Annotated in this window: 25 protein-coding genes and 2 pseudogenes; 13 read left to right on the top strand and 14 right to left on the bottom strand. The window is 34.4% G+C overall.

What is annotated here, in order from left to right:
* Positions 1 to 106: 106 nt before the first annotated feature.
* The 3 genes from CJF42_RS06975 to CJF42_RS06965 form a co-directional block, all read right to left on the bottom strand.
* Positions 107 to 949: a MipA/OmpV family protein gene (locus CJF42_RS06975; protein WP_095365989.1), complete on the bottom strand. Its 843-nt coding sequence runs from the start codon at positions 947 to 949 to the stop codon at positions 107 to 109.
* A 380-nt stretch (positions 950 to 1,329) separates the two neighbouring features.
* Complete coding sequence (locus CJF42_RS06970) at positions 1,330 to 3,144, bottom strand: hypothetical protein (RefSeq protein ID WP_095365988.1); 1,815 nt, start codon at positions 3,142 to 3,144, stop codon at positions 1,330 to 1,332.
* Positions 3,145 to 3,318: 174 nt separating this feature from the next.
* Positions 3,319 to 4,131, bottom strand: coding sequence for a transposase (locus tag CJF42_RS06965; RefSeq protein WP_095365987.1), 813 nt, complete (start codon positions 4,129 to 4,131; stop codon positions 3,319 to 3,321).
* 123 nt (positions 4,132 to 4,254) lie between these two features.
* Here CJF42_RS06965 and CJF42_RS06960 point away from each other — a divergent pair.
* A pseudogene (locus CJF42_RS06960) lies at positions 4,255 to 4,682 on the top strand (transposase); the annotation flags it as partial.
* Positions 4,683 to 5,037: 355 nt separating this feature from the next.
* Here CJF42_RS06960 and CJF42_RS06955 read toward each other — a convergent pair.
* The 3 genes from CJF42_RS06955 to CJF42_RS06945 all read right to left on the bottom strand — a co-directional run bounded on the left by CJF42_RS06955 (position 5,038) and on the right by CJF42_RS06945 (position 9,535).
* Positions 5,038 to 5,262, bottom strand: coding sequence for a hypothetical protein (locus CJF42_RS06955; RefSeq protein WP_095365986.1), 225 nt, complete (start codon positions 5,260 to 5,262; stop codon positions 5,038 to 5,040).
* Between the two features lie 365 nt (positions 5,263 to 5,627).
* On the bottom strand, positions 5,628 to 7,082 hold the full coding sequence (gene nhaC / locus CJF42_RS06950) for a Na+/H+ antiporter NhaC (RefSeq protein WP_095365985.1): 1,455 nt from the start codon (positions 7,080 to 7,082) through the stop codon (positions 5,628 to 5,630).
* Between the two features lie 116 nt (positions 7,083 to 7,198).
* Positions 7,199 to 9,535 (bottom strand): aminotransferase class III-fold pyridoxal phosphate-dependent enzyme, encoded by a 2,337-nt coding sequence (locus CJF42_RS06945; protein WP_095365984.1) that lies wholly within the window; start codon positions 9,533 to 9,535, stop codon positions 7,199 to 7,201.
* Between the two features lie 165 nt (positions 9,536 to 9,700).
* Here CJF42_RS06945 and CJF42_RS06940 point away from each other — a divergent pair, with 165 nt between their 5' ends.
* Both CJF42_RS06940 and CJF42_RS06935 read left to right on the top strand, forming a co-directional pair.
* The gene (locus CJF42_RS06940; RefSeq protein WP_095365983.1) at positions 9,701 to 10,771 is read left to right on the top strand and encodes a saccharopine dehydrogenase; all 1,071 of its coding nucleotides are present in this window, start codon (positions 9,701 to 9,703) and stop codon (positions 10,769 to 10,771) included.
* Positions 10,772 to 10,780: 9 nt separating this feature from the next.
* On the top strand, positions 10,781 to 11,932 hold the full coding sequence (locus CJF42_RS06935; protein WP_095365982.1) for a saccharopine dehydrogenase family protein: 1,152 nt from the start codon (positions 10,781 to 10,783) through the stop codon (positions 11,930 to 11,932).
* 37 nt (positions 11,933 to 11,969) lie between these two features.
* Here the strand turns inward: CJF42_RS06935 and CJF42_RS06930 are convergent.
* Positions 11,970 to 12,608 (bottom strand): annotated as a pseudogene (locus CJF42_RS06930) (FMN-dependent NADH-azoreductase).
* 70 nt (positions 12,609 to 12,678) lie between these two features.
* A complete protein-coding gene (locus CJF42_RS06925) occupies positions 12,679 to 13,383 on the bottom strand; it encodes an SDR family oxidoreductase (RefSeq protein ID WP_095365981.1) in 705 nt (234 codons plus the stop codon).
* Positions 13,384 to 13,539: 156 nt separating this feature from the next.
* Here CJF42_RS06925 and CJF42_RS06920 point away from each other — a divergent pair, with 156 nt between their 5' ends.
* The 5 genes from CJF42_RS06920 to CJF42_RS29040 all read left to right on the top strand — a co-directional run bounded on the left by CJF42_RS06920 (position 13,540) and on the right by CJF42_RS29040 (position 15,825).
* The gene (locus tag CJF42_RS06920) at positions 13,540 to 14,133 is read left to right on the top strand and encodes a TetR/AcrR family transcriptional regulator (RefSeq protein ID WP_095365980.1); all 594 of its coding nucleotides are present in this window, start codon (positions 13,540 to 13,542) and stop codon (positions 14,131 to 14,133) included.
* 30 nt (positions 14,134 to 14,163) lie between these two features.
* Entirely contained in the window at positions 14,164 to 14,520 is a 357-nt protein-coding gene (locus CJF42_RS06915) for a DOPA 4,5-dioxygenase family protein (RefSeq protein WP_095365979.1), read from the top strand.
* A gap of 383 nt (positions 14,521 to 14,903) precedes the next feature.
* Positions 14,904 to 15,200: a hypothetical protein gene (locus tag CJF42_RS06910; protein ID WP_095365978.1), complete on the top strand. Its 297-nt coding sequence runs from the start codon at positions 14,904 to 14,906 to the stop codon at positions 15,198 to 15,200.
* 68 nt (positions 15,201 to 15,268) lie between these two features.
* Positions 15,269 to 15,505 (top strand): hypothetical protein, encoded by a 237-nt coding sequence (locus tag CJF42_RS06905; protein WP_095365977.1) that lies wholly within the window; start codon positions 15,269 to 15,271, stop codon positions 15,503 to 15,505.
* A gap of 197 nt (positions 15,506 to 15,702) precedes the next feature.
* On the top strand, positions 15,703 to 15,825 hold the full coding sequence (locus CJF42_RS29040) for a hypothetical protein (protein WP_286203478.1): 123 nt from the start codon (positions 15,703 to 15,705) through the stop codon (positions 15,823 to 15,825).
* Positions 15,826 to 15,903: 78 nt separating this feature from the next.
* Here CJF42_RS29040 and CJF42_RS06900 read toward each other — a convergent pair whose 3' ends face one another.
* The 3 genes from CJF42_RS06900 to CJF42_RS06890 all read right to left on the bottom strand — a co-directional run bounded on the left by CJF42_RS06900 (position 15,904) and on the right by CJF42_RS06890 (position 18,444).
* Positions 15,904 to 16,095 carry a hypothetical protein gene (locus tag CJF42_RS06900; RefSeq protein WP_095365976.1) on the bottom strand — a complete coding sequence of 64 codons (192 nt, stop codon included), beginning with the start codon at positions 16,093 to 16,095 and terminating at the stop codon, positions 15,904 to 15,906.
* Positions 16,096 to 17,018: 923 nt separating this feature from the next.
* On the bottom strand, positions 17,019 to 17,153 hold the full coding sequence (locus CJF42_RS29035) for a hypothetical protein (RefSeq protein ID WP_286203477.1): 135 nt from the start codon (positions 17,151 to 17,153) through the stop codon (positions 17,019 to 17,021).
* Positions 17,154 to 17,565: 412 nt separating this feature from the next.
* Positions 17,566 to 18,444 carry an AraC family transcriptional regulator gene (locus tag CJF42_RS06890; RefSeq protein WP_095365975.1) on the bottom strand — a complete coding sequence of 293 codons (879 nt, stop codon included), beginning with the start codon at positions 18,442 to 18,444 and terminating at the stop codon, positions 17,566 to 17,568.
* Between the two features lie 146 nt (positions 18,445 to 18,590).
* On the opposite strand from CJF42_RS06890, the gene CJF42_RS06885 reads away from it, so the two are divergent.
* The 3 genes from CJF42_RS06885 to CJF42_RS06875 all read left to right on the top strand — a co-directional run bounded on the left by CJF42_RS06885 (position 18,591) and on the right by CJF42_RS06875 (position 20,123).
* On the top strand, positions 18,591 to 19,499 hold the full coding sequence (locus CJF42_RS06885) for a DMT family transporter (protein ID WP_095365974.1): 909 nt from the start codon (positions 18,591 to 18,593) through the stop codon (positions 19,497 to 19,499).
* Positions 19,500 to 19,584: 85 nt separating this feature from the next.
* Complete coding sequence (locus tag CJF42_RS06880; RefSeq protein WP_095365973.1) at positions 19,585 to 19,890, top strand: transporter substrate-binding domain-containing protein; 306 nt, start codon at positions 19,585 to 19,587, stop codon at positions 19,888 to 19,890.
* 2 nt (positions 19,891 to 19,892) lie between these two features.
* Positions 19,893 to 20,123, top strand: a complete 231-nt coding sequence (locus CJF42_RS06875) for a transporter substrate-binding domain-containing protein (protein WP_095365972.1) — start codon at positions 19,893 to 19,895, stop codon at positions 20,121 to 20,123.
* 56 nt (positions 20,124 to 20,179) lie between these two features.
* Here CJF42_RS06875 and CJF42_RS06870 read toward each other — a convergent pair whose 3' ends face one another.
* Positions 20,180 to 22,708, bottom strand: coding sequence for a zinc-dependent metalloprotease (locus tag CJF42_RS06870; protein ID WP_095365971.1), 2,529 nt, complete (start codon positions 22,706 to 22,708; stop codon positions 20,180 to 20,182).
* Positions 22,709 to 22,872: 164 nt separating this feature from the next.
* Here CJF42_RS06870 and CJF42_RS06865 point away from each other — a divergent pair, with 164 nt between their 5' ends.
* Positions 22,873 to 23,496 carry a 3'-5' exonuclease gene (locus CJF42_RS06865; protein WP_095365970.1) on the top strand — a complete coding sequence of 208 codons (624 nt, stop codon included), beginning with the start codon at positions 22,873 to 22,875 and terminating at the stop codon, positions 23,494 to 23,496.
* A 75-nt stretch (positions 23,497 to 23,571) separates the two neighbouring features.
* Here the strand turns inward: CJF42_RS06865 and CJF42_RS06860 are convergent, their stop codons facing one another.
* The gene (locus tag CJF42_RS06860; protein WP_095365969.1) at positions 23,572 to 23,898 is read right to left on the bottom strand and encodes a DUF3622 domain-containing protein; all 327 of its coding nucleotides are present in this window, start codon (positions 23,896 to 23,898) and stop codon (positions 23,572 to 23,574) included.
* A gap of 62 nt (positions 23,899 to 23,960) precedes the next feature.
* Positions 23,961 to 25,346 carry an ATP-dependent RNA helicase DbpA gene (gene dbpA, locus CJF42_RS06855; protein WP_095365968.1) on the bottom strand — a complete coding sequence of 462 codons (1,386 nt, stop codon included), beginning with the start codon at positions 25,344 to 25,346 and terminating at the stop codon, positions 23,961 to 23,963.
* A 198-nt stretch (positions 25,347 to 25,544) separates the two neighbouring features.
* Here dbpA and CJF42_RS06850 point away from each other — a divergent pair, with 198 nt between their 5' ends.
* Positions 25,545 to 26,021, top strand: coding sequence for an acyl-CoA thioesterase (locus tag CJF42_RS06850; protein ID WP_095365967.1), 477 nt, complete (start codon positions 25,545 to 25,547; stop codon positions 26,019 to 26,021).
* The last annotated feature ends 133 nt before the right edge of the window (positions 26,022 to 26,154 follow it).

The following is a 26,154-nucleotide window of genomic DNA, read 5'->3' as shown; positions in this document are numbered from 1 at the left end:
TGCACTTGATGTGAATGGCATTAGCAAACAAGTTATCGCAGATATTAAATAGCAGTTATAAGGTTCTTTGAGTGATAAAAATGTCCTTTTTCATAATCAAGTACTCTTAAAAAACGTAGCTAATGTTAGTTGAAAGTGACATCGCATTATCTTGTTTATCTACAAAAATAGGACTATCAGTTTTGTCTCCTAAAAATTGTGCAAAACGTGCGGTAGAGCGAAATACCCAATCTTCTGTTATAGGGTAAGTCACGCCAACCTCTGCTGTTAGATTGAAGTTTGAACCAGCTGTATACTCGTTAAAATCTGTTCTTGCAGCTTCTTCAGCAGAGATACCTAAGTAATAATCATTTAATTTAGCATCAAAAAATTGTACACCAGCCATTGAATGAAAATTCCAATTTCTAACTTGCCAATTCCGACCAATTAAAGCTGATGCCGTTGTGCCATTATGATTACTACCTATATTGTGTTTAACTGAAAATTGTATAATATTATCATGAATATATCCGGTTAAACGGCCACCAAACATTGTAGCTGAATCGCGATCATCTAAACCGTTAAATCTATCATCCTCACCACCTTGAATACCACGACCCTTTGGCGCTAAAACAACATCAAACGACCAGTTATCACTTGTATAAGCGTTATAACCTAATAATAATGGGTCTGTACTTTCACCAAACTTTTCTATAAAAAATCCGCGCCAATTATAACTTCCATTTATAATTAGATAGCCGCCTGCCCATTCATTATCTTTATCTTCTTCAACTGTAGGGCCTGCACCTGTGGCTAACCCTAAACCCAGTTCAAAATAGTTTTCAGTGGTATTATCTTGTTGTGTTTTTCTCAGAGTGTGAGAAATATCAGCTGCTAACAAGTTACTTGTAAAGCTTGTGACTAATAATGCTAGCGCTGCGAAAGAGAATTTATTTAAATTGATGTTCATGGTATTTATTTCCTTTAATTTTTAAACGCCATGTCATTATATTTATTAGCTGATAATTTGACGTAACAAGATCCATCATCTGTAACAAAGTGTATCTTTGGTTATTACACTAATTCACAAGACATAAAAAAGGCACCTAAAGTGCCTTTCTTTTATTGATTATGCATATTAACTAAATAGTTAATAAATAAGAAGATATTACCTTATCGCTAATGGTTTAAATACAACAGGATGTTACATAGACCATTGTTTATTAACTTGTGAAAATTGTTGCCACCATAAGAAAGGCTGTCCATTTCAATTCCATATTTAATTAACTCATCACGAGTATTAGAATAACTCGGCTAGATAAATAGTTTCTTATGTAGATCTGCGGTTAATTAATTTATTGCAGCAACAAGGTTTATATATTTTTTTGCAGAAAAACTTATATCTTGATGTGAATTTGAAAACTTACTGTCTTTTTCAGTTGAAAGTTGTCTAATAATGTCAAGTTTTAATTGCGCGCCAAAATTTACAGACACACTAAATAAATTTCTAATACCCATTTTATCATCTTCTTTCCATTGACCAACATAAAACCTTTCACCTGTACTATTTTGATAACTTTCTCTAAATTTATTATCTGTGATACTAACTTTACTTGTCTGTTCATTTGTATTTGCAGTCGTATAAGTACTTCCCTTATTTGGTGTGTTTTTAAAACTCAAATAAACACTATCATTCTCTTTTAGTGAAGTTTGCTCAAGGTTGGTAACTGCACCTTGTTTATTAATATTGACTGATAGCTCATGTCTCGACTCTTTTGTTGCATAAAACAATCCTATAACATCACTAATTGGTCCACCAGTAATTGCTTCAAATGAGCGGCTTTGGCTTAGGTTTTTCCCATTGTCAGTTTCTGTTATTTGAGTTTTTTGCTCCAAGAAAAATTGGCTGGTATGGTTTGCAATAATGTTAAAATTAAAATCCGCTAACGTTGATATTTTCTGCTTCCTATCCGCGCTTTTACTTTGTAAACCGTGATAGCCTGTATTAACACTGTTGTTATAAAAAGCATTTAAGGTGTCTGCGTCTTTTACAAGTTCAGTATTAGTCTGGGTTTGTGTTTGAAACATTGACTTGAAACTGTCATACATAAATTTATCATTGATATTTAAGTTTTCTTGGATAAAATCTCCGGAGTCTTTTATAGTCTCTTTTTTAAACTCAATAGTATCTCGCTTTACTTCGTCAATATATGCATTGAGGCGCCCTTCATCATAGCTTCCAGTAAGAGAAGTATTTAAATCAAAATGCAAATTTTGCTTTTTAAATTCAATTCCAACTTCCAATGTTTGCATATTTGTTTCTTGGTTTATCTTATAACTGTAAGTAAATTCATCACGTTTATTATACGAAGATGGATTGTGCTCTTCATTTTTGCCACTGAAGTTTATATTAAAGCCACTGAGGATAGAGCTATCAAAAGATTCCTTCAGGTTTATTGTTTGCGAGATATTTCTATTTTCAACTGAAGTAAACAAGTTATCGCTCACTTTACCAATATCTTTATATAAATTATCTAATGCTTTTTGCTCTTTGATAGATAGTTCCCCTTCAACTTGATAGGTAAATGCAAATAGGTTTTTGTCATCTTCAGGTGACTTATACATATTTTTATTAATGTCTACGGAAATTTTATCTCCATCTTGAGTGGTAATAGAAAAACTTAATTGTAGGTCTGGTATATTTGAAATGTATTTATTATTCGGTTTTTTTTTATCTATATTATCTGAAACTTGTTGAAATAATTCATTTTTAGTATTTTGTGCATTTGAAAGAAATAAACGCTTTTGATTGGTATTCAAATTACCGATTTCAGAAAATATATTTTGAATTATATTATTGCTTTTACTAGTGGCACTCGTTGGGTTATTCATTATGGACATTAATGCACCTGTTGGAGTGCTGTTTGTCTTACTAATATTATTATTTCCTATATCATCCACAAATAAATTTTTAACGCTTGCTGTCTTAAGACTATGTAATGTTACTTTATCCAGTAATCTATCTATACGATAAGTTCCTAGAGAGCTACTCTTGATGTTAGAAGTGTTTTGATTTTTATCAAACTCTTGTTTTATAGATGTGTCTTGAGTCCTAACTGTAGGAGACATATTATTTAGAAAGTTGTTTTTACCGATAATATTCATAAAAATCCCTTTATATCTTTTTGTTCATATCAATTATAGTTATACCCAATATATCGACATGTTGACCAGAATCTTAATTTTAAAATATGTCTTTGTAAATATTATCAACCACTGTAGGTTTTTTAACAGGATATAAAATCACTAAAAGGCGAACGACCACCAACACCAACGGGGTCAGGTCTTGCATTGTGCAACAGCTCGACTCACAGTTGAATAATGTACACCAAACTCTTGCGCTATTTTATTCATTGAGTGCTGCCCCACTAAGTAAGTTTTTGCCATGCACTGTTTTGGGTCTTTTTGATAGGTTTGTTTAAAGTGGCTGAGTGGTAAAGTGTTCGCGCGCTTTTGCTTTTTAGGCACTTCGCTGAGTATTAAGTCAGCATCTTCATCAGCTGTTTTTAGATGGTGTTGCACAAACTCGCTGCCACCTAAAAACACCTGATTCTTTAAATTCTGCCAAATATCAACGTCTAATCCTTGCGCAACAAATTCGATATAACGCTTTATGGCAACCTTTCTAGACTTTGCAAATAATAAAAGTAGCGCATCGGTTGCCAACCATTCGGGTGAAGCTCTTACACCAATGGCTTCCTGATAACTGCTCCAAGGCCACTTTACAGGCGAATCAACCATGCCTTTTGCGCACACCGGATTAAGCACAATATAACGGCATAACTCTAACAAATAGCTGTCTTTATCAACCAAGATACTTTTATAACGGCCTTGAAATAAATGACCAACACGTTGGTGTTTGCGATTAAACTGCTGAGTATAAACACCATTAAGCTGCCGCATCCCTTTGGCAAGATTCGCATCTGGTGTTTCAACTAATAAATGATAATGGTTGGTCATTAAACAATACGAATGAATAACCCAATTAAATCGCTCGCAAACCGATGTTAACACCGTCATAAACAATGCAAAATCGTCATCATCCCGATAAATGGGATTACGTTCATTCCCACGCGATGTGGCATGATACAAAGCACCTGTAAACTGAAGTCGTAAATGGTCGGCTCATAAATAAGCCCAAAAGTAAAAAAAGTTAACTAGCTATAGTTAACCTTCCCGAACATTGCATAATGCAAGACCTGACCCTGACGGTTCACTCGCGTGCTCTTTGAGCCATTGGATTTTATCGCCCGTTTAGTGGCCTTGGTACCAAAACCAAGGGTGAACCTAACAAGGTTTCATGGTGTTTTTGCACCAAACAGTAAGCAAAGAGCGGAGGTGACACCTAATAATAAACAAAGCAAATCAGTGCCGCAGTCGATGCTGGACAATAATGTCGAAGAGAAAATCGATAAAAATAAGCGTAACTCAATGACCTGGGCGCAAAGATTAAAGCGTGTTTTTGGGATAGATATTGAAATGTGTGATCAATGTGGCGGCGTGGTTAAGGTCATTGCGTGTATAGACGATCCGGTGGTGATTGAAAAAAATACTCAGCCATTTGGACAATAATGCCAGCAAAAACTGATAGTAAAGACTTGCCAGAAAGTCGCGCACCGCCTCAGTTCAACTTATTTGAATGATCAAAAGTGAATAAATCAAAACAGCTGGTTTGTATAACAGCATGGGAACTTTTGTCTTTTTACCTTAAACTGCCAGAAGCCAGTCGAATGAGTCGCACAAACACCCTAAATTGGGATAGCTCATAGTCATAAAAGAGGAATAACGGCAGAATATGAAAACAAAAGACTGATAGCATACTTTAGGTTTCAGGAGAAATGGCGTTTATTCTTCCTATACTCCACCAAAGCATATCCCTTGTGCCCGAGAATACCAGATATCACTGTGCATTTTAATTGTTCTTAAAGTGGATTAAATTAACATGAAAAAAGCTTTATCGACTGTTTTATTATCCTACTTCTGCTGACATAGAGATGACTAGTTAATCCGATCATCATTGTTGTTTTCATTTTTAATTGCGATTTTAAAGGCCCAGACGACTAATAAAATTAAAAGAAAAGGTAAGAGCGCTAATGAATATTCAACCCAAAGCGTATTATAAAAAATAGGCTTCATTAAAAAATGGCCTGCTATCACTAAAGCAATAGCGATTAATACTAAAGGTATTATTTTTAATTCTCCTTTAGTTGAATGTGTTTTCATTGCTTAACCTGTGTGATTTTTTAGATATTGTACTTTATTTTGTTATGAAAAAAATGATGCGCATTAACTTTAATAATTTTATTTTAGGCAATAAAAAAGCCCGTTAGGGCTTTTGGAGCAATTTATCGACCGTCACCGATATAATTTTATGTAGCAAGTAGTAGTTGTACAGAGTGCATTGATTACAAGAGCCAGGATTTTGCAATTAATGATAATGATTATCAATTGTATTGTGGTCAGAGTCAACACTTTATTGCCAAAATAATAAAAATAATTACCTTTTATAGGAATTATTTTTATAGGAATTATTTTTATAGGGCTTGTCATGTCCTGAACTTTTTTGGGGTTGTTTAGAGCTGCTCTCTTTAAGCTGCGACTAAATCTTCCTCAAGTCGTTCTATTTTTATATTAAAATACGCGTAAATAGCACTTAAAATAGGACAAATCAGATTAAAAAAGGCATATGGTAAATAAGCGACAGTTGCTACGCCTAAAGTAACAGCCATATATGCACCACATGTATTCCAAGGTACTAATGGGCTTGTTATTGTTGCTGAATCTTCTATGGTACGGCTTAAGTTCACGGGATCTAGTCCATGTTTTGCATATTCAACCTTAAGCATACGACCGGGTAATACTATGGCGATGTACTGATCTGCAGTAATAATATTTGCACCGATACAGGTGATTAATGTTGTAATAATTAAACTAGCACTGCCTTTTACTAATGTTAATAGCGATTGCACGATGCGTTTTAGCATACCGCTGACTTCCATCACTCCGCCAAAAGCCATCGCGCATAAAATAAGCCAAATGGTATTGAGCATGCTACTCATACCACCTCGGCTTAATAGTGCATTGACTACGGTATCACTGGTATTAGCTTTATATCCTGAAAACATTGTGATCCAAATACTTTTTAATGCAGCAATAAGAGGTAATAAATTATCATCGTTAGCAAACTTTACGATGCCTTCAAATTGAAAAACCAGTGCACACAAAGCACCTGCTAAAGAGCCTAGAATGACAGTGGGAAATGCAGGTTTTTTTTTATAAGCTAAAAACAAAACAACAACTAAAGGCAATAATAGGTGTAAGCCGATATCAAAATCAGAATCTAATACCATTAATATACCATTTAACTGCGTATTAGAATTTGCAACATTGCTATTGAATCCTAGTATTAAAAAACCCGTTAAAGCGATTAATATACTGGGTACAGTTGTCCAACTCATATGTTTAATGTGTTTAAATATATCTGTACCCACTACAGCAGGAGCTAAATTTGTTGTATCTGATAATGGTGACATTTTATCACCAAAATATGCGCCGCTAATAATTGCACCAGCAGTGATTTCTATGTTTAACCCTAATGCCGCAGCGATACCAATCAAGGCGATACCTAAGGTGCCCGAAACTGTCCAAGAGCTGCCAATACAAATCGCTATTACGGCACAAATTAAGCAACTTGCAGCATAAAAATAATCAGGGCTTAATAGTTGAATACCGTAATAAATCATTGTTGGTACTGTACCTGCTAATATCCAAGTACCAATAAGCGCACCCACGGCAAATAAAATAAGTAAAGCACCAGTAACTGAAGCGACGCTTTTTACGATACCTGCTTCTAGCTGTTTCCATTTATAGCCATTTTTTACGGCGACTAATACAGCGATACAAGCAGACATAATCAATGCAATTTGATTGGCACCAGAAGAGCTATCAGATGAAAATAAATAAACAGAAGTTGCAAGCATCAGTAAAAGTGCAACGATAGGGGTGAGAGAATCCAGCAAGCTAGGAACTTTAGTTTGAGGCATAGGTATTTCCTTATTATGTTTTTATTGGTAAATACTATCTTTGAAATCCGTACTTATATATGCGGATTTTTATTCCCAAACTAGCTTTTAATTTAGCGGTGGTTTGGGAAGTAGTGTTACAAATATGCTAAACAATCCTTTAGTTGAGCTATGAAATAATCAACATTGCTTTGATTAAAAACGATAGGTGGTTTGATTTTTAATACGTTGTTAAATGGGCCATCTAAGCTGAGTAAAATGTTACGAGCTTTGAGTTGCTCAATTAATTTTTTTGCTTCTTCTGTTGCTGGTGTTAGATTTTTATCTCGTATTAACTCCGCACCTATAAATAAACCTAAACCTCGCACATCGCCTATGATAGGAAATTGATTTTGCAATTGTCGAAGTTGTGTCATCATATAGTTACCAGTCATGAGCGCATTTTTTCTTAGCTTTTCTTCATCTATGGTACAGATCACCGCTTTGCCTATAGCACATGACACTGGGTTTCCGCCAAATGTATTGAAATACTCCATACCAGTCACAAAAGCATCAGCTACTTTTTTGGTAGTGACTACTGCTGCTAATGGATGACCATTGCCAATTGGCTTACCTAGGGTAACAATATCTGGTACCACATTTTGCGTTTCAAAGGCCCACCAATGTGTACCTACTCTACCAAATCCAACTTGAACCTCATCTGCTATACATAATCCACCAGCAGCGCGAATTGAACGATATACAGATTTTAAATAGCCATCAGGCATAATTAAATTTCCACCAACACCTTGTAAAGATTCACAAATAAATCCGCCAATTTGTTTACCTTGAAGTGTGAGCTGACTAATGATTTCACTAACCGACTCAGCATAAGCTTGGCCTGTTTTTTCGCTCATACCTTTAAACTTACCACGATAAGGGTCTGGCGTAGGCACAATATGAATGTTGTCTGCAGGGCCATCACCGCCTGGTCCATTAAATTTATAAGGGCTGATCTCGATCGCTTTGTTGGTATTACCATGATATGCGCCATCAACAACAATGAGTTCATTTGATTTGTTGTAACATTGCATTAAACGCATGGCTAATTCATTGGCTTCACTGCCTGAATTTACAAACATTACAACAGATAGTTCATCTGGCATTTTATTTAATAGTGCTTCGCTATATTCAATAATGTTTTTATTTAAATAGCGGGTATTGGTATTAAGCATTGCCATTTGTTTTTGACCTGCTTCAACGACTTTTGGGTGGCAATGACCAACATGGCAAACGTTATTAACCATATCTAAATAGGCGACATTATTTTCATCTAATAAGTATTGCCCTTGTCCACACCCAATGATAAGTGGATCTTTATAAGAAATACTGAGTGTTTTAAATAGGCTATCGTGTCTTTTTTTTAAGATTTCTTGATGTTGTTGATTATTTTTAGATTCAAACAGACATAACCTTTGTAGTTCAAAACCTATGGTTTTAGCATCCAATTTTAATAACTTTTCTATTGCTCGCCATGCTGGTTTAGCTGAAATAAGTAAGTATTCATTGTCAGGTTCAGCTTTAATTGCTTGAGCCGAATTACATACGCTGGTGGCTAAACGTGCACAAATCAGTGGAAATAAAACCCAAGCTTCGCTTGGGTTAAGTGCTCTTTGTTGATGATAAGCTAAGGTGACAGTTTTGATGACCGATAATGGTTTTTTTGTATCTAAAAGTGCATAAGCACATGCAATGGCTAATTCATTTATTTGATAACTTTTGACCATATCGCCAAAGTCAATCACACCCTGTATATGTGCATTATCATCATTATTTGATAATAATAAGTTGTAATCGTTAATATCGTTATGGATCACAGCTAGTGGTAATTTTTCAGTAAAAGGCGAAAATTGATGGATAAAAGTAGATAGAATGCGTTTAACTTGTTGTTTTTGTATCTCACAACTTAGCCCATGTATTTTACTTTCAATTACCTGCTGTGCATTTTTTAAATCCCAATCTAAATAACGCTCACTGGCTTCATGATCAAAATTAGCTAACTGATTATTGAATTTCCCTAGCATGCTACCGAGTTGTTGATGGTGAAGAGAGTTAATATTTTTATGTTCTGAATAAAAAATACCTTCAACAAAACTGAGTAATCGCATATATCTAGGCTGATTTTTAGTATCAATTAAAATAGTAATATCTTGATTTTTAATATCAGTAATCACTTGAGGGAATTGATACTGCTCAATGGGGTTTTGCTCGATAAATTGCATCACTTTATTTTGCATATCGAGTTCAGTGAAAAGTTCTGCGCTATTGGCTATTTTTAAAATATATTTTTTGCCATTTTGTGCAGTTAATCGATAATTTAGATCTATATACCCAGGTAACTTTTTAACTTTTACTAATAAATTGTAATACTTAGCTACTAAATTCTGAATTGTTGACTCAGAACAATTGGCATCAAATAACGCTAAATTCTCCACAAAATACCCTCTATTTTGACGATTAAATTTTAGAATTCACTATATCGTATAATTTATATCGTTGATAATGTATTCTATTTGTACTATAAATAGCACTAATAATTCAAGTTCATTTTACTTATTCAATCAAAAATATTGAAAAGCAGTCGTCTGAGGTCATTACATATGAGTAAAGTACATATTTGGTTGCGTGCTGAAACAAAACCACTAGAAGAGCGCATCGCGCTTACCCCAAATGTAGCGAAACAGCTTTTAGATGCGGGCTTTAAAATAACAGTTGAAGAGTCTGAGCAAAGTGCAATTTCAAGTGAGTTATACCGTGATATAGGGTGTGATATACAGACTGCACATAGTTGGCGTGAAGCGCCACTTGATACTATTATCCTTGGTTTAAAAGAACTAACGAAAGAAAAATGGCCATTAGACCATAAACATATTCACTTTGCTCACGTATATAAAAACCAGCAAGGTTGGAAAGAAGTATTACAACGTTTTACTCAAGGGCAAGGTCAGTTATTTGATCTTGAGTACTTGGTTGATGAAAATAATCGTCGAATAGCAGCATTTGGTTATTGGGCTGGTTTTGCTGGCGCAGCTGTTGCCTTAAAGGCATTTGCAAGACGCTCACAGCAATTGATTCCGGTTTTACCAAAGTTAGCTTCATCACCAAATCAAGATGCATTAGTGAATGAAATTAAATCTTTATTAGCGCTTAGTGATAAATCAGCTAAAGTTTTGGTGATAGGTGCAAAAGGCCGAAGCGGTCGCGGTGCTGTTGAAATGGCTAAAAGTGTTGGCGCTCAAGTAATAGAATGGGACATTGAAGAAACTAAAGTTGGCGGGCCTTTTCCACAACTTTTAGAATGTGATGTTGTGGTTAACTGTGTATATATTCAATCCGCATTGCCACCATTTTTAACAACTGAAATGCTTCATCAAGCAGATCGTAGGTTATCAATTATTTGTGATGTAAGTTGTGATCCTTATGGCGATTATAATCCGCTGCCTATTTATGATAAATGCACAACATTTTCTGATCCTACATTACGTTTAGTTGAAGGCGACAACCCATTAGATTTAATTGCAATTGATCACCTCCCTTCATTACTTCCTGTGGAAAGTAGCGAAGATTTTTGTCAGCAATTACTACCACATTTGTTACAGCTAGATAATTTAGAACAAGGTGTTTGGCAAAGAGCTAATCACGTATTTAATCAAAAAATTAATCAAATATAAGAGAATAACATGAGCACAGTTCATTGGTTAGGCGCAGGGTTATCATCACTACCAGGTATACGTAAAGTTGCATTATCTGGACAAAAATTAGTGTTATGGAATCGTACTTTAGAAAAAGCGCAGCAAGCAGTAACAAGCTTAAAGATTGATATTCCAGTTAAACAACTAGAATGGTCATCATTGGAGCAAGAAATAGAAGCGGGCGATGTTGTTATATCTATGTTACCCGCAACTATGCACGTACAAGTGGCTGAGATTTGTTTAGGTAATAAAGTACATTTTGTTTCAAGTAGTTATATATCACCCGAAATGCAGGCGTTAGATGAAAAAGCAAAGTCAGCAGGATTAAGCTTTGTAAATGAAGTGGGTTTAGATCCTGGTTTAGACCATTTATTCGCACATACTTTAGTCGCTAAATATGAGGCATCACAGTACTTTGATAAAAATAACCAGCATTACTTCCGTTCATATTGTGGTGGTTTTCCTAAAGTAGCTAATGACTTTAAATATAAATTCTCTTGGTCACCATTAGGTGTATTAAAAGCGCTTAAATCTCCAGCACAATGGATAGGTGAAGGCCAAGTAAAACAAATAGAAAAACCTTGGTTAGCATTATCAGATTTTGATGTGACTTTAGCTGATGGTTCGAAAGAGACTTTTCAGGCTTATCCAAACCGTGACTCAATCCCATTTCAAACGCAATATGGTTTTGATAATGATTGGAATGTGCAAGAGTTTGTTCGCGGAACTTTACGTTTAAATGGCTGGGCACAAGCATGGAATAGCTTGTTCACTGAAGTTGATACTTTAACTGGCGATGCAGGCATGAAACGTTTGCAAGCTATCAGTGATGGGCTTTGGACTAATCACCAATATGATGAAGGCGAATCAGACCGTGTTGTATTATCTGTTGAGCTTGAAGTTAAAGATCCTCAAGGAAATAAAACAGTATTTAATGGTAGCTATGGTGTAGATGAAGCCGGCAATGAAAATGGTTCAGCGATGGCGCGTTTAGTCTCTTTAACTGTTGCGATAGCGATTGAGTCTTTAATTGCTGGTGACTTGGTCAAAGGAGTATCACCTGCACCCCATGACGAAAAAACTGTTAGTAAATGGTTAGATGCTTTAGCTGAGTTAAATGAGCATATTTTTAGCCACTAATTTTAATTGCTCAGTTAAACATATGAATTAATTCCCCTCAAAGCAACAAGTAACCCTTATACTCGTTGCTTTTTATTTGGTTTGTTCTATTCAAAATTGCCATAATAGCCTTATTGGCTAGGGATAAAACCTTAGTTTCGTTATGTCCAATTCCACTACTATCAATAAAAGTGAGATCTTTAATACCAATAAAGCCTAAAATATGGCGTATATATTCAGAGAAAAAATCAATATCACTATCCTTTTTAGTAACGCCAGAGGTAATGATCACATATGCTTTCTTATTTTTAAGTAAACCCTCAGCTCCACTTTTAGTATAACGAAAAGTTGTGTTGGATCTTACCACTTGGTCAATCCAAGCTTTAAATGCTGCAGGTACTGAAAAGTTATAAATAGCTAGCCCAATAACGATAATATCAGATTATTGTAACTCTTTAATTAGAGAGTCGGATTGCAATAATGCTTTACTTTTTTCAGGTGTGTGTTCATTAATTGGGGTGACATTTGCAGCGATCCACTGTTCATCAATAAATGGTATCCCTTCACAGAGATCTCGTGATTTTATTATGTGCTGTTCTTTTTTATTGAGTTGCATAACTAAAGTATCAACGAACTTACGACTGTAGGAGCCATACTTTCGCATACTGCTATCAACTCTTAATATGTGCTTAGTCATATGACCTTCTCTTTATTCAGTCGATTTTTTGACTGCATTTATTATGCAGTCAGGTTTATAAGGTTAAGTTTTAAGATAAAAGAAGGTTTATATTCATACCACCATCAATATTGTATTCACTACCTGTGATAAATGAAGCATCATCAGATGCTAAAAAAGTCACAAGGTTTGCTATATCTTCAGATTGCCCAAAGCGTTTTAGAGGAATTCTATTTTGTATAGCGTTGGCAAAGTCGTTTATCTGTTCTTCTTGCATGCCTATTTTACCAAAAATAGGGGTTGAAATTGCTCCTGGGTTTACTGAATTGATTCTAATTTCTCTAGGCGTTAACTCAGTAGCGGCTGTTCTAGTGTATGCATTTAAAGCTGCTTTTGAAGCAGCGTATATAGCTGTATTAGGCATGTCAGTATAAGCATTGATAGAAGATAAATTAATGATAGATGCACCATTACTTAATATGGATAGAAATTTTTCAATAGTAAATACAGCACCTTTAAAATTGATGGCCATTTGAGTATCGAATACTTTCTCGGTAATTTGGCCAACTGGTCCGGGCATAAATACCCCCGCATTAACAAATAAAATATCAAGTTGACCAAATTCATTCTTAACTTGACCTACAAGATCACCTAATGCCGATAAATTCATTACATCAGCAACAATTCCTTTAGCACCTAACTCATTTGCGGCAACTTGTACTCTTTTTTCAGATTTTCCTGTAATTATGACATTAGCCCCTAGTGCTTTAAATTTCTTCGCAGTTGCATAGCCTATACCGCTGTTTCACCTGATATATTTTACATGTTCTTATTCCTATTTGTCTTATTTTGAAGGTGAATTAATTCTGTGCCAATCGGTAGATTATTGACAGATCTATACTTATCGGTACATAATTACAAGCAGATATTTAATAAACTTAAAGAGAAAAAAATGAAAGCTGGTCGTCACCGCTCTTTTGATAAAGACATAGCTCTAGAGCAAGCAATGGAAGTCTTTTGGAGAAATGGTTATCCAGGTACTTCTTTATCGGATTTGACTACTGCTATGGGGATTAATAAACCTAGCTTATATTCGGCATTTGGTAATAAAGAAAACCTGTATAAAAGTGCGTTAGAAAAGTATGTGGAAAAACATGGTGTGATTCATGGAAAGTACCTTTTTTCAGCAGATAAACTTTTGACTGATAGAGTGCAAGATTACTTAATATCTATTGCTGAAATGGTGACAGATCCTAAATTGCCTAGTGGGTGTTTCGTTTGTATTAGTACAAGTGAGATTGGTGGTACTTGTATTCCAAAAGACGCCGTACAGGCCATATTGAAAATAAACGCAGCCACAAAATCATTTTTGATAGAGGCTTTTAGCAATGAAGCTATGAAAAGCAGTGTTAATAGTGGACGCTCACCATCAGTTATGGCTTGTTTTGTTATATCGTTGCAATTTGGTTTGGCTGTGATGGCGCGAAATGGGGCAAGTTTTTCAGAACTTAAAGAGGTAATTATGTTTTCTACAGCACAATTATAATTACAATCTAAATAAATAAGGGAAATATAAATGATTGATTTTAAAAATCCGGTAAACAGTCATCATTTTTATCACGCACATGTATATTTCGATACTGATACATTGAAGTTTGCGAGTGACTTATGTGCTAGAGCTGGTAAGAATTTTGATTTAAAGGTCGGTAGAGTTCATTTAAAACCAGTGGGGCCTCATCCAAAACATAGTTGCCAAATAAGTTTTACTGATAAAGATTTTAATGAGTTTATCCCATGGCTTGATAAGAATCGTAATAATCTTAGTGTACTTGTGCATGCACAAACCGGTGATGATATGAAAGATCATACGGATTTTGCTTATTGGTTAGGTGATTCTGTGCCATTAAACCTTTCATTATTTAAAGTAGGATAAAAACCTAATCTTAATAACAATCAAATTATGTTGATTTCCCTATCACAAGGAGCACTCGCAACAAGTGGATCTGCAAAACGTTTTTATTAAAAGATGATAAGCGTTATAGCTATATTTAAGGTGTTAAAACAGGCTGGCCTATTGATGTTACACCACAATGTTTTCAGCGGAGATTCTAGCAACGCTGGCCTTAATACAAGGTAAAAATACCGAGAAATTCTTAGTGCAACAAGACGTGAAATATTAGGCTGTTAGGTAGCTGCCCAATATGTAATTTGTTATCTTATATTTTAATTATAATATCTTTTAGAATATAAATTAAGCCTTTAAATATAAATTAAATTTCAAAAAAACAGTTAGTCCGATGGGCTGTTTGGCTATTAGTGATTATTCCTGGCATTCCATTTATATTGGGCTCTCTTGGCTTTATCGCTTATGCTTTTTGGCCCAGAGATTTATCATCGGTCATCAATATTCCTTTAAATTCACAAGCTGAGTTTATCTCTATTTCAGCACATGGTGTAAAAGATAACTCTGATAGTTGGAGTGATGTATTACAAATGTTAATTAAGAAAAATAATACAGATGTAGCTCAACAAAATATTAGTCTAGATTGGTCTGAGTTTTCTGACAATATATTAATCTGCTCTGTTTCAGCAAAAAAATTGGCTATCAAATAGGATTAAAGCTGATTGAATAAAGCAAAATTACATCGATACATGCTATAGGTCATAGCTGTGATGCTTTTGTGGCGTTAGGTTTATGTGAAGCAGTGAAAGAGAAAAATTCAGCTATTCAAATTCAAACAACTTATTTAGATCCCGTATCTGTTTATACTGGTGTACTTTGGGATTACGGTATAAATAAATTTGGTATTTGTGCAGATTTTAGTGATAGTTATATTGATATCCGGGATAGTGTGCTGGGGAGTAATGTTAATTTACCTCATACAGCGACTTTTGATGTGACAGATCTGAGGGGTTAAAAATAAGAATATACAGCCACATAATTGGCCTACGCAATATTATATATACCCAAACCACTTCAAGATGCAGGATTCAGTTGGAATTAGAAATGCTTTAGGCAAGGCATTGATTGAAGAACATGGTATTCCCTTTTCAAAATCAATAACGCTGCATAAAGCATTTATAAACCAACCTTACAGGGACTTCTGAGCAAATCATGCTCGTTGTTCCATCTTTTTTTAAGGGAGTAACCATTAATGCAAAGATGCGCCTAGATCATGAATTGCTCAGCAGTCCTGAACCTCACATCTTGAAGTGGCTTGGGTATAGAGGCGTATAAAAATAAAAAAGTCTCTTTAATAAAAGAGACTTCTCAATATAAACAATATGACTTAGACAAGTTAATAACAATAGTTGATTAGAATTTCATAGTGAAAGCAAGGTTAGAGCTAATGATATTTTCATGGGCTTTATTAACAAGTGCATAATCTACTTGCTGTAGCTCTAAAGTGAGTTGGCTAGTTTGGCCAATATTCCATAATATACCTAGTGAACCACTCACATTAAACTTACTTTCGCTACCGGTTAAATTAGAGTCATAATTGGCCAAAGCCCCACTTAAACGAGCAGTAAACGCAAATACATTACCAACAGGTTTAGTGACCCGCAGTCCAATAAAACCATAATTATATTCTTGTTTTAAAGTCTCGCACTCATTAGAGAATTCAACTGAATCATAGAATCAATTTGATTCATTTCCATGTAAAACTAACTCTGATTCAACGGCTAGCCACTGATTTAAAAGATATCCACCTTATACCATATTTTGTATCTGGATCACCTATATTATCGCCATCTGAGTGGTTAAAACCTGCAGTAATACCAGCATACCAATTTGCTTTTTCCTCTTAGACTAAGCTTAAAGTGAAGTAAATAATAAAGGTAATATGATTAATTACCTGCCTTTAAATTATTTAATATGAATGTACGAGTTGAATGGCTGCTAATTTTATAAGTACCGCCAGCAAAGTCTTTATCAGTTAAGCCTGAATTTTTATTATAAAAGTGCGCAGTTATTGCACAAGTATCCTGTTCATACCAAGCTTTTATTTGTAAGCTATTTGAATCAATTATTAAACTTGTTTGGCCTGGTGCAATGTCAAAGCTAGAGCCTGATATATCCTTAAAATCGGATAGATAAGTTTCTACTAAACATTCTCCCTGTAGGTATAATGCATTTTCTTTGGTAAAAGCTAAGTCTCATTCAATGATCAAATCTTCAGAGCTATAGTCAATTTATTGTGTTTCAAGTGGAGAGATAAATTGAATAAAATCGGGTAATGAAGCTATTGATTCTAAAATATTACCGTTTGAACGCTCAAATATAACTATAAATTGATCACCACTTACTAAAGTTGACCTTTGTACATTTAATTAAAATTTATTATCGCTATTTATTGTTAAAAACTGCTTTTCATTCACAGAGGAAAAATAAATCACATCATTAGAATAATATTCACTTTTAGCTTTACACTATCTTGTGTTGCTATGATATATATACCCAAGCCACTTCAAGATGTGAGGTTCAGGACTGCTGAGCAATTCATGATCTAGGCGCATCTTTGCATTAATGGTTACTCCCTTAAAAAAAGATGGAACAACGAGCATGATTTGCTCAGAAGTCCCTGTAAGGTTGGTTTATAAATGCTTTATGCAGCGTTATTGATTTTGAAAAGGGAATAACCATGTTCTTCAATCAATGCCTTGCCTAAAGCATTTCTAATTCCAACTGAACCCTGCATTTTGAAGTGGTTTGGGTATATATGTTGGAATATTGTTTGCTCTGGATATTTGGTAGAAGGGTTATCACCGCAGTCTGTAATAATAATTGGTAAAAGTAATAAGTTAGCTTTATAAAATGATTCATTTAATTTAATGCTTCCTTACATTATGTTTTCAATTAAGGCCCTATTTCAGGGTCGATCAACTAATGGTGTCAGATGAGAATTAAAATTAATACTATCTTAAGGCGTGAAACTTTATATTTTTGTAAACAATTTTAGTTTTAAATATCAGTTGGTTAAGCTAGCTTTCTAAACTCTCTAGGGGAAATGCCTATAAGCTTTTTAAAGTATCGGCCCATATGACTTTGATTTGAAAAGCCAACTTTTAATGCTATGTCAGCTAAGTTTTGTGTTGAGTGTAATAGTGCATTTTTAACATGCTCGATTCTCACCTTCACTAAATATTCTTGTGGTGTTTGCGCTAAACTTTCTTTAAACATTCTACAAAAATGATATTCACTTAATTGCGCTAATTTAGCTAATTCAGATAAGTAGATTTGCCTTTGATAATTGGCATGAATGTAATCACATACAAGAATGTATACTCTAGGAGATAACCCGCCTTTTAATGGTGTTTTTAATTTTGTATTTCCCATATTTTGTAACATGGAAATTAAGATGGTGTCTGTGACTTGTTCCATAGCCAAGTGCATATCATTTGTATGCCAATTAGCAGTTGCCATATTGTGGCGAAATAAAGCTTCTAAGCCTAAGTCTTGTGTAAAAGTAAGTTCAGGTAATTGCACGCTTCGCGGATCAATATCAAATACGCTTAATGCCAGTTTCTTAATATAAGTATCATCAAAATATAGATGCATAAATTCTTGGGTATCACCCACCTGCCATTGGCTATCAGCACCTTTAGGCATTAAACAAAACTTACCTGGCGCACCTTTGTTCGCTTTAATATCGGTTCTAAAGGTATTATAGCCACCAGTTAAGTACATACTTAATGTATGTTGGTTCTTATTTTCATAGGATAAGTGCTCATCCTTATTACGATAATGTGCCCACGTTAAGCCATGCGTTAAAGACTTTTGTCTTACACAGGTTTTTTTTGATAGCTCAAAACTGATAGGCTTTTTGTTGATGCTTTTTTCAATAATAGCGTTCATACATTAACTTTAACGGTTAACTATTAAGGGCTCAAGGTTTCAGGAAATAATAACCGCAATATTGTGTTAGTTTACAAAATATAGTGACAGAAAAGCTTGGCATATGGATTCATAATCTTTTTTTTATTATGTGTTGGGGAATGAACATGACTGCTTTTTTATATGCATTAATGATTTTTGTATGGGGATTTTCTTGGATTGCAATTAAATGGCAGCAAGGAAGCACACCTATGGAAGTATCTATTTTATATCGTTTTTTATTTGCTGCGATAGTGATGTTTATTATCGGAAAAGCATTTAATAAACTGCAATCGGTGAAAATAACAGATCAAAAATACTTCGCTGTTCAGGGGGCTTGTTTATTTTGTTGTAATTTTTTATTCTTTTACAGTTCTACCACTTATATTGCGAGTGGTTTAACCGCTGTTATTATGGCTACCGCGCCTATTTTTAATGCAGTTCACGGTCGAATTTTTTATGGTATAAAAGCCAGTAATAACTTTTGGTTCGGTGCGGTAATTGGTTTAACGGGTATTAGTTTATTATTTGCAGGAGATTTAATGCAAACCAATTTATCTAAAGAGGTTTTGCTTGGTTTGTTTTATGCACTAGCAGGAACTTGGTGTTTTTCTATTGGCAATATGATAAGTATTCGTAATAACAAAAATAAAGTTCAGCCTTTTACAGCGACTAGCTATGCCATGATATATGGCTGTATTACTTTATTACTTATTATTTTATTTAAAGGGTTAAGTTTTGAAATCACTTTAAGTACACGTTATTTAGCAAGTCTTGCTTATTTAGCTATTCCAGCATCGGTTATTGGTTTTACGGTATATTTATTATTAGTAGATAGAATCGGGGCCAATAATGCCTCATATTTATTAGTGATCACGCCAATAGTTGCTTTAATTATTTCAAGTATATTTGAAAACTATCAATGGACTGTGTTTTCGACTTTAGGTTTATTATGTGTTGTACTAGGTAATGTGATTACACAAATTAAAAAACCGATACTATGTTATTTTTGGAAATTCCAGATTATAAAGCAATAAATTTATAATTTTGGTGAAATTTTAAGGAATAGTTAATATATTAGCTATACTTACTAGCTATAAATAAATTGATTAAATAGGGCTAATGAATTTAAGAAGTGTTATTTTTTTATTTTTTAGTCCTTGGCTCTTTGCAGTAGAGTCAGTTAGATTTATTTTGCCCAACTTTCCTCCTTATACTTATCAAAAAGATGGTGAATTAACAGGAATAGGCATTACTCGCGTAACCCAAATATTGGACCAAGCAGGTATAACATATAACTTAAAATTAACCACAGACTATGATCGTGCCATATATGAAATTAAAATAGGCCATTCCGAACCCATAAATGGCTTAATAAAAATGAATTTAGATCTGTATCAGGAGTTCTTGAACCACAAACACTTTTGAAAATGCTCAGTAAAGGCCGTTTAGATGCACTATTTTTATCTGAAGCTGTTTTTTTAGAAGCAATAGGAAAATTAGGTCATTCAAATCTGAAATATAAAAGCGTAGTACAAAAAGTAAGGCCTTTTGGCATCTATTTATCAAAGGGATATTTAGATAAAAACCCTGAATCGTTAGCTAAAATTAATAAAGCGATTCAATTTTTATATCCGAATATACCAAATAGTGAAAAATAAAAATGCACTTAATATTTGCTATTAAGTGCATTTGATTTTTATCGTGATTTAAAAGTTTAAGCTTCTAGAGCTCTTTTGATGATCAAATCTAAATATGCTTTGTGTGCTTTTGTTGAGTCATCTGCACCCCAAGGAGCATCTTGCCCAGAAATAGTTTGTAATTGATACAGCGCTGATGCTTTAGCTAAATTATCGTATGCTGATTTTTTACTTATGCCAGCGATTTTAATTAATCTTTGTACATATTCAATTTGTAGGTTTTTGCTCATCGAGTTAACTGATTTTTCATCCACAAATATTGAAGATGTTAAATCTTCCATAAAGCTTGTTAAGTCATATTCATTACCATATAAGCTAGTATCAGAAATACGTTGTAAAACATTTGCATGTAATAACTGATTTAATACGGATTTTTGTATATTTAACACCATTTTATGACCTTTAGGGTCTTCATTTTTAGCGTAGTGACTAAAGCCACGGCGTTGGTGTTGTAAATGCGTATAAAGCGGTTGTATCGCTACTAATGTATTTGATGCAAACACGTATTTACTCAGCGCAGTCATCGCCGCTTTTTGTGTTGCCTTTGGTACTGGTGTATAAGGTTGTGAGGCAGTTTTACTATCAACAAAATTACGCTCAACATAAACACCACCAATTTGGCGCGAAATTACCTCAGCTTGCTTTTTGTATTGTCCGTATAAAACATTAGCAGAGATCAGTAGTTGTTGATATGAATCTCCTTCAGTTAATGAGCGTTTTTTTAGTTTACCAAAAGTATGATTTATTAATGCCATACGGTCAGTGGCATAGGCTACTGGATCTGAAGACATATCACCTATCATGATACGTGGGTCTATATGTTGACCTGGTCGGCGCATATCGTCAGCATCATTACCAAAAGCTAAACCTTTTTCAGCAGAGCGAGATAAAATTTTGTTTAATCTTTGTTTCTCAGCAATCTCATCATCTAATGCTGTAGAATAACCGTATTCAATTGCCCAGTTATCATATGAGCCAGGTTTTACTTGAAAGTAATCACCTTGTGCTACACCAATAGGTGCTACATTTGCTGGTGTATAATCCATTACTGATCCAGTTAAAATACCTTTAGTTAACGATTTATCATAGACTTCTTTTTCATTCCAAAGGATAGAAGCTTTCATATTATGGCTAAGCCCTAATGTATGACCTACTTCATGTAGAATAAGATTGCGAAGGCCTTCATCTAATAATGCTTTTTCATGGATTGATGAACCATTTGCTAAAACTTTTCCTAACATCATGCCCTGTTGTAAATCGTGACCTGCACTACATTTTAAACCCTCAATTTGCGCTGTTATATCAGTTAAGCTTGCTGCGCCTTGGCTATATAACTTGTCGTATACCCAACGGTTTTTCATAAATACGAATTCCAACATTATGTCGGCACCCAATATTTCACCAGTAAATGGATTTGCTAATGATGGGCCGTAACCACCAAATGATGGGCGTGGTGAAGACGTCCAGCGTAATACATTGTAATTAATATCACCTGCGTCCCATTTAGCATCATCTGGTTGGACTTTTACTTGAATCGCTTTTTTAAAGCCTGCTTTTTCAAATGAAATATTCCAATCTAAAACGGCTTCCTCAATTGTTTTGCGCCATTCATGGGGTGTTGTATTTTCTATCCACCAAACAATCGGTTTGATTGGTTCAGATAATGCTGCAGAAGGGTCTTTTTTAGTTAAATCCCAGCGATTAATGACATCTTGATATGGTGCCCACTCACTTGATGTCATTTGATCATATTGCTGAGTGAAATAACCTATACGTGCATCATCTAAGCGCGGCTTAAAGTCATTTTTAGGTAATTCGACAAACGAATGTTGGATTTTAATTGAGACTGAACGGGGATCGGTAACTGCTTTTGAGCCGTATACTTTAGGGTTGCTGTTATTAAATACATAATCAACTACAACATCTACGTTATTATCGTAGCTACGCTTGCTAATTATGCGTGATTTCTTACCGTTTAGTTTTCCTAAATTAAAACGTTTTTTAGCGTTTTTATCATTGAGTCGCGCCCAAGGTGACACTTTATGTAATGCTTCGCTTAAAAAGAGCTTATTTACTTTAAGGGCTATTTGGCCTTTTTCTTCTTTTTCGATTTTTATACTTGCTAGCACAGCTTCTGAGATATTGGCATTTTGTGTTTTACTGATCGGATTTTTAGGATCAAATTTATGTCTAGCTGTTTTGCTTATAATGTCAATGCGGTTAAAGTAACGCCTAAATTCTATTATTTTTGTTTCTCTGTAAGCGCCTCTAAAATGACCTGCATCTGTTACACCGTCAACGGTATGGGCAAAATATAAAATAGGAGTATTTAATTGGTTATTATTTAATAGCATTAAGTTTTCACCGGTTTTTTTATCTTGGTAAAAAGTTAATAGACCTTTAGCTACTACTTTATTTTTTAATAATTCGGTGAGTGTTTTATTTTTTTTATTCTTATTATCTTTTTTGTGTTTATCCGCTGCATAGGCTGTACTGCTTCCTGAAATTACGAGCGCAAGTACTAAAGATATATTGGTAAATTTCATTTGTAGCTTCCTTTATTAATTTGGGTCTATATTTTTACAATATTAAGTTACATGCTTTATAAGTGCTTAACAAAGGGTAAACGTAAGAAAATATTAATGAAATATAATGGCTCGAAATATATAATAAGCGTAAAATATGCAAAATTTTATAGCAGAAATTCAGCATGGCATTTAACAACTCAGCAAGCTCCTTAGTAATTCTCGATTTTGAAACAACAGGCTTATCGCCAAATATGGGTGATCGTGCAATTGAAATAGGTGCTGTGCGCATTGAAAATTCAGAAGTAACAGAATCTTTTAGTCAATTAATGGATCCCGGCTTTCGTATCAGTGGTTTTATTGAAGATTACACTGGGATCAGTAATCAGATGTTAAATGGTATGCCTACTTGTGCTCAAGTAATGAATGAGTTTGCAGACTTTATTGAAGGTTCAAACTTAGTCGCGCACAACGCTTCTTTTGATAAACGATTTTTAGATGCCGAACTAAATCAAATTTCACGAAGTTACTCGGGTGAATTTAGCTGTTCTATGTTATTAGCGCGTCGAATTTATCAAAGTGCACCAACGCATAAGTTGGGGGATTTAATTAAATATAAAAATATTTCTGCAGATGGTGGTTTTCACAGAGCTTTATTTGATTCCCAAATGACAGCGAAGCTTTGGATTACTATGTTAGATGATATAAAAAATGATTATGGTTTAACTGATATTGAATTTTCATTAGTGAAAAAACTAGTTAAAACACCTAAAAAATCAGTGCATGATGTATTAAGTAATTGGAAGTAATTTCTGAGCTGATAAATTAAGCTTTTTTATTTTATAAAGTCCACCAAATGGACTTTATAAAATCGTGTAGCGAGTTTATTCGTCTTCTTCTCTTTCTTCTTCAGCAGCAAGACGAGCAGCTAAACGTTTAGATTTATATTCTTCTTCTTTTTCAATAGCTTTTGCTTCAACCTCATTTCTAACTACACGTTTTTCAGCTTTACGCTTATTACGTTCTTGTAGATTTTGTAAGAATAATTCTAACTGTTCTTTACTCCATTGCTCTGCAGCTTCTTGAGATTCAAACCCTTTCTTACGCTTAGAAACGCTTGTTTTTCTAGCAGAAACACGACGAGTGATCTCAGCATGCCATTTTTCACCGTCTTGAATTACGGTGTAATCAAATTTCTTTTCTTGTACCATGTTTTTATTTCCTAAATTCTGTGTATTTAATATATATCTAATTTTTAAGGCGATAAGTGTCGTTATCTAATACGTCTTACTCTAAATGAGCGACCTTTTAATTTACCTTCCGATAATTTTGCAAGGGCTGGCTTTGAAGCATCTTTATGTACTGCTACATATGCCCAGTTATCAAACATATTGATTTTGCCAACTTGTTTACCAGCAATACCATTTTTACCTGTTAATGCACCTAAGATATCTCCAGGACGCACTTTTTGCTTTTTACCACCATCAATTTGTAATGTGGCCCATTCAGGTTTGTAACCAGGTTTTTCTAATATGCTAAATGGTGGTAATACAGAAATATCGAATTCTTGATTCATATACTCAGAAACTTTTTCGAAACGATGTGTTTCTGTTTCGATGAAAATAGAGTGAGCAACACCTTTTTTACCGGCTCGACCTGTACGTCCAATACGATGTACATGTACTTCAGGATCACGAACAACTTCAAAGTTGATCACCATATCAAGCGAGTCAACATCTAAACCTCGAGCTGCAACATCAGTTGCAACTAAAATACAGACACTTTTATTAGTAAAGCGAACTAAGGTTTGATCTCTGTCTCTTTGCTCTAAGTCACCGTTTAATGCTAGTGCACTTAAGCCAAAGTTATTTAATTCATCAGATATTCTTTGTGTTTCAAGTTTCGTATTACAAAATACAACACAACTTTCAGGACGGTGTTTTAAAAGTAATAAACGAAGGGCAACTAAACGCTGCTTATTATTTTCAACTTTATAAAAATATTGACGAATGTTTGTATTGTTATCAGAAGACGCCACTTTAACCATTATAGGATCAACCATGATATGTTCTGCTACGGTTTTGATTGAATCAGGGAAAGTCGCACTGAATAATAATGTTTGTTTATTATCAGGGGTAGCATCAGTAATAGCATCAATAGCTGATTGAAAGCCCATCTCTAACATACGATCAGCTTCATCAAGAACTAAAGTGGTCACATTATCTAACTTTAACGTACCGCGATATAAGTGATCTTCTATTCTGCCTGGAGTTCCAACAATAATATGTGCACCGTGCTCTAAAGAACCTACTTGCGGACCAAATGGCATACCACCACAAATGGTTAATACTTTAATGTTATGGATGCTACGGGCTAGTTTTCTAATTTCTTTGGCAACTTGATCTGCTAATTCTCGTGTAGGACAAAGTACCAATGATTGAATTCGAAATTGTTTAACTTGTAATTTCTCTAATATGCCTAAACCGAAAGCTGCAGTTTTTCCAGAACCAGTTTTTCCTTGTGCAATCACATCTTTACCCGCAAGAACATGGGGTAGACTTTCGGCTTGAATTTGCGTCATATTGTTATAACCCAGAGAAGTTAGATTCTCTATAAGGGCTGGTTGTAACTTAACGGATGTAAAGGTGGTTTGACTCAAGGTGTTTTTCCTATAATTGATCTGTTATGACCTGTATATAATAGACCTTGAGTACAAAGCTGTACTTTTAGGCCGTTTTGACCTTATATAATATCAGATTTATAGCTTTATGCTTTGACTAACTTTGTTCTATTATTAAATAATACTTTATATAGTTGAAAAATAACTTATTTCATTAGGCATTATAGAGAGTACATCATGAAAAAACCGCAACGCGATATTACATTAAGATTTTTAGCAGAGCCGCAAGATGTTAATTTTGGGGGCAAAGTGCATGGTGGCGCAGTAATGAAATGGATTGATCTAGCTGCTTATGCATGCTCTGCAGGTTGGAGTGGGCGCTATTGTGTTACAGCTTATGCCGGTGGTATTCGATTTGTTGCACCTATACATGTAGGTAGTTTAGTTGAAGTGGAAGCCAAAGTTATTTATACCGGTACATCTTCAATGCATATTGCATTAGAAGTAACTGCTTGTGATCCAAAATCATTAAATAGACGTATCACAACACATTGTATTGTGATTATGGTTGCTGTTGATGAAACAGGTCAAAAAATTGAAATTCCAAAATGGGTGCCAGAATCTGAAGCTGATATTAAGCAGCATGATACTGCAATACGTTTAATGGACATGCGTAAGCAAATTGGAGAAGAAATGGAGATCTTCGTTAAATAGGTCCTAACCTAAATATACTAGAAAGCCTTTTTTACAGGCTTTACTCAATAGAAACGTCCTATTCTAGGATGTTTTGTTTATATAGTGAGCGAACAGTCAAAAAAAGATGATTTTCTCAAAAAAACACTTGCGC

This window comes from Pseudoalteromonas sp. NBT06-2, from assembly GCF_002276045.1.
GTDB lineage: Bacteria > Pseudomonadota > Gammaproteobacteria > Enterobacterales > Alteromonadaceae > Pseudoalteromonas.
This window is presented reverse-complemented; position numbering and strand designations above follow the sequence as displayed.